This is a genomic window from Streptomyces sp. NPDC050422 (genome assembly GCF_044458665.1).
Classification (GTDB): Bacteria; Actinomycetota; Actinomycetes; order Streptomycetales; family Streptomycetaceae; genus Streptomyces.
Genome location: NZ_JBITIE010000019.1, coordinates 43,996 through 56,548 on the forward strand (window position 1 = coordinate 43,996; position 12,553 = coordinate 56,548).

The window sequence follows — 12,553 nt, forward strand, 5'->3', positions numbered from 1 at the left end:
GGTGGCCGGGACGGTGTGTGGTCGGCCGGCGTCAGTCACCGAAGGCCCCCTTCGCGCGCAGGCCCGCCGCCCGGTCGGCGTCGTAGCCGAGCAGGTCGCGCAGGACGGTGTCGGTGTGTTCGCCGCGCTGCGGCGCCCGGGGCGCCTTGCCGGGGGGCCGCTCGCCGACCCGGACGGGGCTGGCCACGGAGCGCACGGTGCCGTAGCGGGGGTGGTCGCTCTCGACCACCAGGCCGCGCGCTTCGGTGTGCGGGTCGGCGAGCGCCTGCGGCACGGTGTGCACCGGCCCGCACGGCACCTTCGCCGGGGTGAGGATCTCCAGCCAGGCGGCCACGGTCCGGGTCGCGAAAAGGGCCTCCAGCTCGGGCACGAGGGTGTCGCGGCGTTCGCCGCGGCCCGCGAAGTCGGCGTACGGATGGCCGGGTTCGGCCCACTCGGGATGTCCGAGCACCGCGGCGAGGCGCTGCCAGAACTTCTCCTTGGCGCAGCCGACCACCAGCCAGCCGTCCGCGGCCTCGAAGGCCTGGAAGGGCACCAGGGAAGGGTGGGCGGAGTGCCGGGTGCGCCGGGGTTCATAGCCGGCGCTGAGGTGCCACGTCGCCGGGTACGTGAGCATGGAGACGGCCGTGTCGTACAGGGACACGTCGCAGTCGCAGCCCACGCCGTCGCGGCGGGCCGCGTGCAGCCCGGCGAGCAGCGAGAGCGCGGCGACGAACCCGCCGGAGTAGTCCACCAGCGACAGGCCGGACTTGGCGGGCGGACCGCCCGGCTCGCCGGTCAGGTCCATCCAGCCGGCCAGGCCCTGCAGGACGTAGTCGTAGCCGGGCTGGGCCGACCGCGGCCCGGTCAGCCCGAAGCCGCTCAGGGAGCAGCAGACCACGGCCGGGTTGAGGTGGCGCAGATCGGCGTAGGTGATGCCGATCCGGGCCGGGACGTCACCGCGCAGGTTGGAGTAGACGGCGTCGCTGTGGCGTACGAGGTCCTCGAAGACCTCCCGGCCCGCCGGGTTGGCGAGGTCGAGACGGACGCTGCGCTTGCCGCGGTTGAAGGTCTCGAAGAACAGCGAGTCCTCGCCCTCCTGGTACGGCGGGACGTAGCGGCCGACGTCCCCGCCGGAGTGGGGTTCCTCGATCTTGATGATCTCGGCGCCCAGTTCCGCCAGGTGCCAGGTGCCGAACGGTCCGGCGCCGTACTGCTCCACGGCGATCACCCGGACGTCCTCCAGGGGGCGTCGGGCGGGGGCGGGGGCGGTGGTCATGGGCGCAGCTCCCGGATGAGGTCGAGGACATGGGTCTGGGACTCGCGGATCTCATGGTCCGTCAGGCCGTGCACCGGCACGGTGATTTTGAGGCTGTCCGCAGTGCCCGCGTAGTCGGTGAGGAGCTCCGCGACCTGCTCCCGGGTACCGCACAGGGTCAGCGCGCGGGTCATCGCCGGGTCCACGGCCGCGGCCAGTGTGCCCGCGCGGGCACCGGGCCTGCGGAACTCCTCCGCGACCCGGCGCTGCGGCTCCCGCAGGCCGTGCGCGGCGAACAGTGGTGCGTACGTACGGACCGAGGCGTAGAAGCCGACGTTGCCGGCGGCGCGGCGCAGGGCCTCGGCGGGGTCGGGGTGGACCGAGACACACACCGACGCCACCACCTCCAGGTCCTCCGGCTTGCGGCAGGCGGCGGAAAGCCCGGTGTGCAGGGCGGGCAACACGGTGTCCCGCAGATGGTCGCGGGAGCCCAGTTCGTGGCCGATCCAGCCGTCGGCGATCTCGCCCGCGAGCCGGAAGGTCAGCGGACCGGCGGCCGCCAGGTGGACCGGGATCCGGGTGCGCACGGGGCGGGGCCGGCGGTAGCCGCGCACCCGGAGCGAGGCGAGAGGACCGCCTGCCTCGAACGGTTCGCCGTCCGCGCAGCGGGCGATGAACGTCCGTACGCAGTCGACGGTTTCGCGCAACCGCTGCGCCGGGTGGTCGAACGGTACGCCGTGCCAGTCCTCGTTCAGCCGGCGTACCCCCGTGCCGAGCCCCAGTACGGCCCGGCCGCCGGAGAGTTCGTCGAGGTCCATGATCTCCAGTGCGCAGATCATGGGGGAGCGGGTGAAGGCCAGCGCGACGGCGGTGCCGATGCGGGCGGTGGAGGTGGCACTGGCCAGCGCGGCGGCGGTGACGGTCGCGCTGCGGTGGAGTTCCGATGCCCACAGGGTGTCGGCGCCCGCTTCCTCGGCGGCCCGGCCGGCGGCGGTCAGTTCGGCGAGGTCCTCGCCCCACGGGGCGTAACCGAGGCGGGGCGCGGGCCGGTCTCGACCGGGGCCGGGAGCAGGGGCCGCGGGCGTGGCGCTCACTCCGGATTCCGGGCGGCGGCCGGGCGTGGGCGCTCCGGTCGCGCGGCAGCGGGGTGCGCGGTCAGTGCGGTGGCGGGCCGGGGACGTACGTCCACCAGGGCCGAGGCGCCCCGCTTGTGGACGTAGAAGGTGCGCAGGAACGAACACACCTCCGTGCCGTGCTGGTTGATGGTCCGGGTGCGCACGGTGACGATGCCGGCCTCCGGCCGGGAGGCGGACTCGCGCTTGGAGACCACCAGGGACTCCGACCACAGGGTGTCTCCGGCGTGCACGGGGGCGGTCATACGGATGTCGTCCCAGCCCAGATTGGCGAAGGCGTTCTGGGTGAGGTCGGTGACGCTCTGGCCGACGGCGATGGCGACGGTGAGGGTGGACACGACCAGCGGGCGGCCGAACTCGCTGTGCTCCGCGTAGGTGCTGTTGAAGTGCATCTGACTGGTGTTCATCGTCAGCAGCGTGAACCAGGTGTTGTCCGCTTCGCTGACCGTGCGGCCGAGTGGGTGCTCGTAGACGTCACCGGGGCTGAAGTCGTCGTAGAAGCGCCCGGTCCAGCCCGGACGGACGACGGGTTCGGGCTCGGCGGTGGAACTCATGGCGTCCTCTTTCGGATGCGGGCTCCCGGGGCCGCGGCGAGAGGCTGTGCGCCGCCCGGACGTCGGACCGGAGCGGGCGGCCGTGCGGCGGCGATGCGGTGGAGAGACAGGTGGGCCCCGGGTGCGGCGGGGCGGTGACGGACAGGACCCGGCTGCCGGGCGGTCCGGGGCGGTGTCCCGTCTCGACCCTAGGAGGGCGCCAAGCCCCCGTCAAGAGGAATGTTTCCCTGTGCGGTCCAGCGTTTCCCTTCGGCAGTGATGGCTCGACTCCCGTCGGAAACAGGAGTTTTACCACCGCGGGCCGTCTGCGCCTTGACAGCGGGACGTGACGGTGGCTCCATGTGACCCACTGATTCGAAACACCGTTTCCCCATAAGAAACACTCCGGGCGCCGTCGGTGCCCGGCTCCCACGGCACGTGCGCGTGCACGTGCCGCACATGGAGGGGGCAGTTTCCCGCTATGAGAGCCAAGACCATCGCACCGTGTTCGACCCGCACCGCGGCAGCGCTTGCCGCGCTGGTCGTCGCCGCGGCCGGATCACTCGTGCTCGGCGGCGCCCGGCCGGCGTTCGCCGGCAGCGCCGAGGTGTCCTACGACTGTGTGTTCTCCTCGTCCCACTCGCTGTTCAACACGACGGCGACCCTGACGGCCGCGGACACGACCACGGCCGGCACCCCTGTCGACCTCACCCTGGCCTTCGCCGACGGACCCGCCAACGGCCCGGTCGCGCTGACCGCGAACACCGTCGCCGTCTCCGCCAAGGTCGGCGTCTCGGGCCAGGACGCGGTCAACGTGAGCGCGCCCGCCTCCAACGCGGCCGTTCCCGCCTACGCGGAGATCCCCATCCCGGAGCTCACCGGACAGCTCACCGTCGCCCAGCCCGGCACGGTCCAGCTCACCCCCGGTGACATCACGCTCAACATCACCAACTACGGCCTCACCATCGCGTGCACGGTCCAGGGCACACCACCGGTCCTGTCCACCGTGACCGTCACCGACGGCAGCGTCGGCTCCGCCGCCGCGGCCGTCGAATCGATCTCGGGCCGGCCCGCCGCCGACACCACCGGGGCCCGCCGGGGTGACGTCGTCACCCTCGGCGGCACCGGCTGGACCGCCGGCGAGGCGGTCGACGCCGAACTGTGCGCCCTCGACGGCACCGCCTGCGCCGCGGGTGCTGTCACCCCCGCGCTCACCGTGGACGGCGACGGCAAGCTCGCGGGCACCGTCGGGATAGGCGCCGACGCCACCCCCGGCCCGCACAGCCTGGTCCTCACCCAGGGCTCGCTGAGCTCAACCGTTCCCCTCGGCGTCCTCGGCACCCGCGCCATCCAGCTCAGCCCGGCCACCGGCGGGCCCGGCACGACCACCACCGTCACCGGCGCCTCCTTCGACCCGGGCGACGAGGTCACGGTCACCGGCGTCGACGCCGACGGCAATCCCGTCGGTGACACGCTCACCGCACCTGTCAACGCGCGCGGCGGCTTCACCGCCTCCCTCACCCCGCCCCCGGGCACCGTGAAGATCCTGGCCACGGAGAAGGACGGGACCGCCGCGGACTCCGCCGAGCTCGCCTGGACCGCGCTCGCCGACGGCGGCAGCTCGGAGCAGACTCTCAAGGTGGTCGTCTCCGGCGGGGCACTGACCATGGCGCAGGAAGCGGGCGAAGTCACCCTCTCGCCCGTGTCGGTGGACGGTACGGAACACGCGTCGACCGGTGATCTCAAGGCCGTCGAGGTGAAGGACTTCCGCGGCAGCACCCGTGGCTGGTCGCTGGTCGGGACCGTCACGGACTTCACCAACGCCGCAGGAGCCGCCATCCCGGCCGGCAACCTGTCATGGACGCCCACCTGCGCCGTCCATGACGGCGCCGCCGCGGCCTCCACCGTCACCCCGGGCAGCGCCGGAGCCCTCAGCTCCACCACCGCCGTTCCGCTGTGCACCCAGGCCGCGAGCGACGATCCCGCCTCCGTCACCGGCGGCGACTTCGATGCCGGCGCCGCGCTCGATCTGAGCGTGCCGGCCATCACCCAGGCCGGCGAGTACGCGGCCGTCCTGCGCCTGACCCTCTCCTGAGTCGCTCCCGGCCCTGCCCGCGAGCGCGGCACCCCTGGCGTTCGTACGAACTCCGCCCGTGAACGCGGCACCCCTGGCGTTCGTACGAACGACCTCAGCCCGCCGCGGGCCCCGTACTCCGGGGTCCGCGGCCGTCCGGAGGATCTGACAGACCGATGCGTCCTACCGCCCGCGGCCGCGTGGCCGCCCGTTCGGTCCCGCTCGCCGTGCTCGCGGTGCTCACCGCCCTGGCCGGCTGGCTGCTCGCACCTGAGGCCGCGGCCACGGCCGGCACGGACGGGAAGGCCCAGGCGTGGTCGGTACAGCCCACGGACAAGGGCTCCGGCGGTGCCCGACGCCTGGTGTTCCAGCTGGACGCACCGCCCGGCGCCGTCATCCGCGACTCGGTGCGCGTCAGCAACCTCTCCGGCGAGCCGATCTCGTTCCAGGTGTACGGCGCCGACGCCTACAACACCCCCCGCGACGGCGGGCTCGCGTACCGCCAGGCAGGCGAGGCCCAGCGCGCCATCGGCGCGTGGGTGAAGCTGCGGACCAACGCCCTCGTCATCCCCGCGCGCCGTGCCGCCGACATCCCGTTCACCGTCACCGTTCCCCGCGACGCGACCCCCGGCACCCACACGGGCGGGGTCATCGCCCTCGACAACGCCCTGCGAGGCGCCGGCACCACCGACTCCGGTGTGGACGTCAGCATCCAACGGGCCATCGCGGTCCGCCTGGAGCTCACCGTCTCCGGACCGCTCACCCCGGGCCTCTCGGTGAGCGGGGTCCGCCTCGACCAGACGTCCGGCGACGCCCCCTTCGAGGCCGGTCGTGCCACCGTCCACTACACCGTCACCAACACCGGAAACACCCCGGTGCAGGGCAAGGCCGCCATCGCGGTCACCGGCCTCTTCGGCCGTACCGTCGCCGCCCGCACCCGGTCCCTGCCGCTGATCCTGCCCGGCCAGCACACCGAACTCACCCTCGACACAGGCCGATCCCCGCCCGTCGACCTGCTCACCGCGAAGGTCACGGTCTCCGCGACCGGGACGCCCGACACGACCGCCCGCGTCAACCGCCTGGCCCTGTCCTGGCCCACGCTCGGCGCCGTGGCCGTAGCCGCCGCCCTCGTCGTCGCCGGGCTGTCCCAGCTCCGCCGGCGTCGCCGCACCCTCGCGCTGGAGCACGTATGACCGTTCGATGGGCCGTGGCACCGCCGGCCGCCCACCGCCTGCTCTCCCCGCTTCCCGGCGCCCTCGCCGCGGCCGTCTTCGCCGTCGCCCTGACCGCCGGCCCGTCGGTGGCGGCTGACGGGCCGGACGCTGCCCGGCCGGCGATCACCACCGACACCGGGCGGCTGGTCCCCGGCCGTCCCGTCACGGTCGGCGGCACGGACTGGCCCGTCGGGGCCACCGTGCAGACCGAGGTGTGCGGGCTGCGCGCCGTCCACGGCAGCTCCGACTGCGACACCACCCGCGGCGCGGTCGCCCTGGTCGCAGCCGACGGAACCTTCAGACTGACCCTCCTGGTGGGCGCCCCGCCCGCCGACTGTCCGTGCGTACTCCGTGCCACCACAGGGGCGGGCCAGAACGCCCGCAGCGCCACGACCGACATCGAGGTGGCCGACGTCCCCGAGGGTGTGGTGCCCGCTCCCGGCACCAACACCCCCCAAGTGGCCGTCGTCGACGCCGAACTGACCGGGGACGGCGGCCTCGCCGAGCTATTCGGAGGACGCCCTCACCGCACCCTCGTCGTCACCGTCCGCAACACCGGTACCGCCACGCTCGGCCGTACCCCGCTCATCGTGCGCTGGGGCGGGGGCAGCAGCATCGACACCGACGTCGCCGCCCCTCTCACCTCCCCGCTGAAGCCGGGGGAGCAGGCCACCTACCGCGTCCCGGTGGCCATGCCACTGGCCTCCTTCGGCCGCTACTCGGTGGGCGGCCGCTACGACTCCCGGTCCTTCGTCGTCACCACCGACCTCTACCCCTGGGGGCTGATCTCCGTGGCCGGCGCCTCGGTCCTGCTCACCGTCTTCTCCGCCGGCTGGGCGATCCGCCGCCGCCGGAACCGGCCGCCCGCCCCGGTCCCGCCGCCCGCCCCCGCCACGTTCCCCGCCCCGGCGGCGGTCCCGGTCACAGCCGAAGGACTCCACTCGATGCTCGCCATGCTGCCCGCGGCCCCCGCCCGTCCCGACGACCCGGCGGCCCGGGCCGAGCCCCTCGGCCTGGAAGGGCTGCTGCGCCGCCTCGCGGGCCGGCCCGCCCTCATCGATCCCGTACGACTGGACACGTTGGAAGCCTTGTTGGCATCGGCCCCGCCTCCCGCTCCGCAGGGTGTCGCGCCGGTGGCCACCGAGGCCGGGAGGCGGACGTGAACCGGCTCTCCCTCACGCACCGGCCTCCTCCCGCCGCGCACGCCGCCGCGCACGCCGCCGCGGCGGGAGCCGCCACCGGGCTGGTGACCGGCGGTCTCGTGCTCGGCGCCCAGCAACTGGGCGGAATCCTCGGCATGCCCGGTGCCGCCGTCCGCTACGTCCTGCTCACCGGCGCCCTCCTGGCCCTGGCCGGGCTGCCGCTGACCCGGCGCCTCGTCGCCCGCTGCGGCGGTCATCCGCGCGGCGCCGCCCGCTGCGCGCTGGCGGCCTGTCTGCTCGCGGTCCTCGCGGGCGCCGTGCCGCACGTCGCCGTGTTCTGCGGGGCGGTCCTGCTGGCCGCGCCCCTCGGCTCCGCCGCCTTCGGCCTGCGGACCCACGGAGCCTGGTACCCGGCGGCGCTGACCGGCTTCGCCGCGAGCGGCGCGGCCGTGTGGCTGCTCCCGGACCGGCCGGAGCGCGCCCTGCTGCTGTGCGCGGCGGCCGGTGTGCTGGTTCTGGCACCGGTGGCCCTGTCCGGGGCCGTGCAGGACCCGGTCCCGGAACCCGCCCCGGGCCTCCCCGAAACAGCCTCCCACGCCGCTCGCCTCCCCCATGCCGCCGTCGGCTTCGCCGCCGGGGCGGGCGCCCTGGCCACCCAGGACTTCCTCACCTTCCGTTTCGAACTGCTCGGTGCGCAGCAGGCCACGTACTTCGCCGCGGCCGCCGCCGGAGCCGCACTGCTGTGCCTGCTGTTCCGCCTCCCCGCCGACGGTGTGTCCGCCACCGACGCCCGCCGGGGAGCCGCAACGCTCCTGGCGGGTGCCGGCGCGGCCCTGCTCGCACTGGCCACCGCGGCAGGTCCGGAACGGCTTGCCGTCTCCTTCGGCGCCCTCCTCGGCTGCGCCGCGCTCGCAGGCCGTCTGCTGGACCGGGCGTTCACCGGCCGTCGCTTCGACGCGGACGCCGGCTGGGTCCTGCTGGGCGCGCTGGCCGGGATCGGCACCCTGTCCGGCCTGCGCGGCGCCCTGGATGCCGGTGACGCGCTCGTCCTGTGCGCCCTGCCGCCCCTGGTGGGGACCGTCCTGCTGACCCGCGCCGCCCGGGAGCCCGCGCCCGAAGCGGCGGACGAACCTCTGTTGCGGGTGCAGGACCTGACCGTACGAAGAGGCGGTCACACCGAGATCCGGCGGCTGTGCCTGGCCGCCGCGCCGGGCGACGTACTGGTGCTCCGCGACGAGAGGTCGGGCCGGCGGGCGGTCGCTTTGCTGCGGGCCCTGGCGGGTCTGGACCGGCCGGCCGCCGGCCGCGTCCGCCTGCACGGCCAGGACGTACGGCGGATGAACCCACGCTCGCGCTGGCTGCTCGGCCTGTCGGCGGCCGTGGACCCGGTGAACGCCACCGGCGTCGGCGTGCTGCCGCAGATCGCCTCGGGCCGTACGGTCCGCGAGGCACTGCGCGCCGCCGCCGAGCGCCACGGACCGGCCCGTGCGGTGGAGTTGGAGCAGAGTGCACTTGCCGCGTTCCCGGCGCTGCACGAGAGGCTCGACGACCCCCCGGCCGAGCTCGAACCCGCCGAGCGCTGTGTGCTGGGGCTGGCGCAGACGCTCCTGGCCCGGCCCCGGCTGCTGCTGCTCGACCTGAGCGCCCCGACTGCCGCGGCCCTCGCCGACGACCCCCAACTGGCCTCTCTCGTACGACGGATCGCCGGCCAGGGGACCGTGGTGCTGGTGGCCACCTCCGGCAGCGCCGCGACGCTGCTCGGAGGCCGGTCGATCGATCTCACGGAGCGCCGACCCTCCCGCCCCGCCCGGTCCCGCCGCCGTCCCGCCTCCACCGACGCGCCGCCATCCGGGCCGGCCGTGGTCGACGGAACGGCCTCACACGAAAGGAAACCGGCATGACCCACTCCGCCCGGTCGCGTGCCCGGCGCGCCGCCACGGCGGCGGCTGCCTGCGGCCCGCTGCTGATCCCCCTGTTCGGGCCGGCCGCCGCGGCGGGCGCCGCGGACGCGGGCGCCACCGTCACGGTTTCGAGGGCCACCGGACTCGTCGAGGGCGGACACATCACCGTCACCGGCGAGGGATTCCGGCCAGGACTCACCTCGGTCGCGGTGGGCCTGTGCAAGAAGGGCTACCGCGACAACAAGGACTGCGACCTCACCGGAGGCGCCGCCCTGGTCAACATCGACGCGCACGGGCGGCTGCCGAAGGTCACGCTCACCGTGCACCGCACGGTCGCCGGCACCGACTGCCGTACCACCCAGTGCGTCGTAGGAGTCTCCCCGCTGCCCGCCGGCACACCGGCCTCGCTGCGCCCGCCCAACACCGTCGACATCCCGATCGGCCTGAAGGGCGGCACCGTCACCGGCGAGCCGTCCGGTGTCGGACACGCGCGGGCGGCGGCCACCGGAACAGGCGGCTCCGGCTCCGGCTGGGGCGGTCCGTCGACGGGGCTGTGGGCGGCCTGTCTGTCCGTGGTCGTGCTCTGCGCCGGCCTGTCGCGGTTTCCGCTCCGCCCGAAGCCCTTCCCCCTCTCCCGTTCTGGAGGTACCACCTGATGCGCACCGTGCTCCGCCGGTCCACAGCACTGGCCTGTGCCGGCGCGGTGGCGTTCGCCACCGCCGTCCTCACTGCCCCGACGGCTTCCGCCGCGGGCGTGCTCAACGTCAGCAAGACCACCGGACTCGCGGTCGGTGACACCGTCACCGTGTCCGCGAAGGGACTGAGCGCGAGCCAGGGCTTCGCGCCGCTCGGCCTGTGCAAGCCGACTCCCACGGGGCCCACCGACTGCGAGACCTCGGCCGACTCCGCCCACATCGGCAAGACCGATGCCTCCGGTGTCTGGCACGCCTCGTCCGACAACGCGACCAGCGTCAAGATCACCATCAAGGCGAAAGCGGGCGGCGTGAGTTGCACGCAGGCGCCGGGAGCCTGCGTGATCGCCGTCTTCATCACCGCGACCAAGGAAATGGTCCAGGTGCCGCTCACGGTGTCGGCCGGCGGCGGTACTCCGTCGACGAGCCCGAGCCCTTCCGCCACGGCGTCGTCCGCTTCCTCCGGTGGGAATTCCGCTTCCTCGGGAGGCGGTTCCGCTTCCTCCGGCGGGGGTTCCGCCTCCTCCGGCGGGGGTTCGTCGGACACGTCGGCCGGCGGTGCGTCCGGGACCGAGGACAGCCTGGCCCACACCGGGAGCATCGACGGAATCCCGGTCGGCCTGCTGGCCGCCGCGACGCTGGTGCTCTGCGGCGGTTCGGCCCTGCTGCTGATGCCGCGCCGACGGCGCGACTGACCGGCACCTCCCGCTCGTACGTCCGCCCCCATGACATGTTCGGCGTCACGGGGGCGGACGTACGAGCGCAATGGCCCGTCAGCCCGGGCCGTGTGCCGCGAGCCGGGCGAGGGCATCGTCCAGGGCGATCACATCCGCGTACTTGGAGTCCAGATCGAAGAGATTCGCCTCGTGCGGCTCCGGGTCACGGTCGGCCGAGGCCTCCCGTACGACCTGCGGCCGGAACCCGTACTGGAGCGCGTCCAGCGTGCTGGCCCGCACACATCCGCTGGTGGAGAAGCCGCCGACGACCACGGTGTCGACGCCGCGATCGGCGAGCATCCGGTGCAGGCCGGTGCCGAAGAAGGCGCTCGGGTAGTGCTTGCGCACCACCAGGTCGCCCTCCTCGGGCCGGCAGGCATGGGTGAAGCCCGCGTACGGGCTGCCCGCCCGGAAGGCATCCAGGCCCGGCACCTTGCGGTGGAAGTGAGGCACGTCCAAGGCGGGGTCGCCGTCGTAGTGGACGGCGGTGAAGACCACCGGAGCCCCGGCCGCGCGGGCCGCCGAGGCCAGGGCCGCCATGGCGCTCAGAGCCGCGTCGGCGGTCTCCAGCCACAGCCGCGAGTCCGGCTCGGCGTAGGCACGGACCGCGTCGACGAGCAGGAGCGCCGGGCGCTCGCCCCAGCCCACGCGGCGGCCGAAGCCGGCCGCCGCGTAGTCGCCGTCGAGCCGGCCTGCCACCTCAGATCACTCCGTCCGCGGCCAGCCGGGCGCGCTCCGCCTCGTCCAGGCCGAGCACGCCGCCCCAGATCTCCTCGTTGTGCGCGCCCAGTTCGGGGCCTGCCCAGCGGACCTTGCCCGGTGTGTCGGACAGCCGCGGTACCACGTTCTGCATGGGGATCTCCCCGAAGTCGGGGTGCGGCATCCGGACGATGGCCTCGCGCGCGGCGAAGTGCGGGTCGGTCAGCATGTCCTCGGCCGTGTACGTCCGCCCGGCCGGGACACCCGCCTCGTGCAGCGCCGCGAGCAGCGCCTCGGCCTTCTGGCGTCCGGTCCACTCCGCGATCACCACGTCCAGCTCCACCTGGTGCGCACCGCGCGCGCTGTGGGTGGCGTACCGCTCGTCCGCCGCCAGGTCCTGACGTCCCATCACCTCGGTGAGGCGGGAGAACACGGTGTCCTGGTTCGCGGCGATCAGGACATCGGCGCCGTCGGCCGTCGGGTAGACGTTGCTGGGGGCCACGTTGGGCAGGACCGCGCCGGTGCGTTCGCGCCGGTAGCCGCCGATCTCCCACTCCGGGATCAGCGACTCCATGTACGCGAGCACCGCCTCGTAGAGCGCGGAGTCGACGACCTGGCCGCGTCCGGTGCGCTCCCGGGCATGCAGGGCCATCGTCGCGCCGTAGGCCGCCATCGTGCCGGCCAGGGCGTCGCCGAGGGAGACCCCGGTGCGCGACGGGGGCCGGTCGGGCTCTCCGGTGATGTGCCGGATGCCGCCCATCGCCTCGCCGATGGAGCCGAAGCCCGCCCGGGGGGCGTACGGGCCGGTCTGACCGTAGCCGGTGACGCGGACCAGGATCAGGCGGGGGTTCAGGGCGGAGAGTGTCGCGTAGTCCATCCCCCAGCGCTCCAGGGTGCCGGGGCGGAAGTTCTCCACCAGCACGTCCGCTGTGGCGATCAACTCCTTTGCCAAGCGCTGGCCTTCGGCATGGCGAAGGTTGCAGGTGACCGACTTCTTGTTGCGGGCGACCACCGGCCACCACAGGGAGGTGCCGTAGGGGCGTTCGCGCCCCCACTGGCGCATCGGGTCGCCGCGGCCGGGGTCTTCGAGTTTGACGATCTCGGCTCCGTGGTCGCCGAGCAACTGACCGCAGAACGGGCCGGCCAGCAGCGTGCCGGTCTCCACCACGCGGATATCGGAGAGGGGTCCAGTCATGTGCCGAGTGTAGATTT

At 74.2% G+C, this 12,553-nt stretch carries 11 protein-coding genes; 6 read left to right on the forward strand and 5 right to left on the reverse strand.

What is annotated here, in order from left to right; translation table 11 throughout:
* Positions 1 to 31 precede the first annotated feature (31 nt).
* The 3 genes from ACIBJG_RS28190 to ACIBJG_RS28200 are packed head-to-tail and all read right to left on the reverse strand — an operon-like array spanning position 32 to position 2,924.
* On the reverse strand, positions 32 to 1,258 hold the full coding sequence (locus ACIBJG_RS28190) for a CaiB/BaiF CoA transferase family protein (protein WP_399311564.1): 1,227 nt from the start codon (positions 1,256 to 1,258) through the stop codon (positions 32 to 34).
* Positions 1,255 to 2,331 (reverse strand): LLM class flavin-dependent oxidoreductase, encoded by a 1,077-nt coding sequence (locus ACIBJG_RS28195; protein WP_399311565.1) that lies wholly within the window; start codon positions 2,329 to 2,331, stop codon positions 1,255 to 1,257. Before ACIBJG_RS28195 ends, ACIBJG_RS28190 begins: the two co-directional genes overlap by 4 nt.
* Positions 2,328 to 2,924 carry a MaoC family dehydratase gene (locus tag ACIBJG_RS28200; protein WP_399311567.1) on the reverse strand — a complete coding sequence of 199 codons (597 nt, stop codon included), beginning with the start codon at positions 2,922 to 2,924 and terminating at the stop codon, positions 2,328 to 2,330. The genes ACIBJG_RS28195 and ACIBJG_RS28200 overlap by 4 nt, the downstream gene beginning before the upstream one ends.
* A 460-nt stretch (positions 2,925 to 3,384) precedes the next feature.
* Here ACIBJG_RS28200 and ACIBJG_RS28205 point away from each other — a divergent pair, with 460 nt between their 5' ends.
* The 6 genes from ACIBJG_RS28205 to ACIBJG_RS28230 all read left to right on the forward strand — a co-directional run bounded on the left by ACIBJG_RS28205 (position 3,385) and on the right by ACIBJG_RS28230 (position 10,621).
* Complete coding sequence (locus ACIBJG_RS28205; RefSeq protein WP_399311568.1) at positions 3,385 to 4,998, forward strand: hypothetical protein; 1,614 nt, start codon at positions 3,385 to 3,387, stop codon at positions 4,996 to 4,998.
* A gap of 155 nt (positions 4,999 to 5,153) precedes the next feature.
* Positions 5,154 to 6,170, forward strand: coding sequence for a WxL protein peptidoglycan domain-containing protein (locus ACIBJG_RS28210; protein ID WP_399311569.1), 1,017 nt, complete (start codon positions 5,154 to 5,156; stop codon positions 6,168 to 6,170).
* Entirely contained in the window at positions 6,167 to 7,354 is a 1,188-nt protein-coding gene (locus tag ACIBJG_RS28215; protein ID WP_399311571.1) for a hypothetical protein, read from the forward strand. The genes ACIBJG_RS28210 and ACIBJG_RS28215 overlap by 4 nt, the downstream gene beginning before the upstream one ends.
* Complete coding sequence (locus ACIBJG_RS28220) at positions 7,351 to 9,234, forward strand: hypothetical protein (RefSeq protein ID WP_399311572.1); 1,884 nt, start codon at positions 7,351 to 7,353, stop codon at positions 9,232 to 9,234. The genes ACIBJG_RS28215 and ACIBJG_RS28220 overlap by 4 nt, the downstream gene beginning before the upstream one ends.
* The gene (locus tag ACIBJG_RS28225; RefSeq protein WP_399311573.1) at positions 9,231 to 9,890 is read left to right on the forward strand and encodes a neocarzinostatin apoprotein domain-containing protein; all 660 of its coding nucleotides are present in this window, start codon (positions 9,231 to 9,233) and stop codon (positions 9,888 to 9,890) included. The genes ACIBJG_RS28220 and ACIBJG_RS28225 overlap by 4 nt, the downstream gene beginning before the upstream one ends.
* Positions 9,890 to 10,621: a neocarzinostatin apoprotein domain-containing protein gene (locus ACIBJG_RS28230; protein ID WP_399311575.1), complete on the forward strand. Its 732-nt coding sequence runs from the start codon at positions 9,890 to 9,892 to the stop codon at positions 10,619 to 10,621. The genes ACIBJG_RS28225 and ACIBJG_RS28230 overlap by 1 nt, the downstream gene beginning before the upstream one ends.
* A gap of 78 nt (positions 10,622 to 10,699) precedes the next feature.
* Here ACIBJG_RS28230 and ACIBJG_RS28235 read toward each other — a convergent pair whose 3' ends face one another.
* The gene (locus tag ACIBJG_RS28235; protein WP_399311577.1) at positions 10,700 to 11,341 is read right to left on the reverse strand and encodes an isochorismatase family protein; all 642 of its coding nucleotides are present in this window, start codon (positions 11,339 to 11,341) and stop codon (positions 10,700 to 10,702) included.
* A 1-nt stretch (position 11,342) separates the two neighbouring features.
* On the reverse strand, positions 11,343 to 12,536 hold the full coding sequence (locus ACIBJG_RS28240; protein WP_399311579.1) for a CaiB/BaiF CoA transferase family protein: 1,194 nt from the start codon (positions 12,534 to 12,536) through the stop codon (positions 11,343 to 11,345).
* Positions 12,537 to 12,553: the final 17 nt, after the last annotated feature.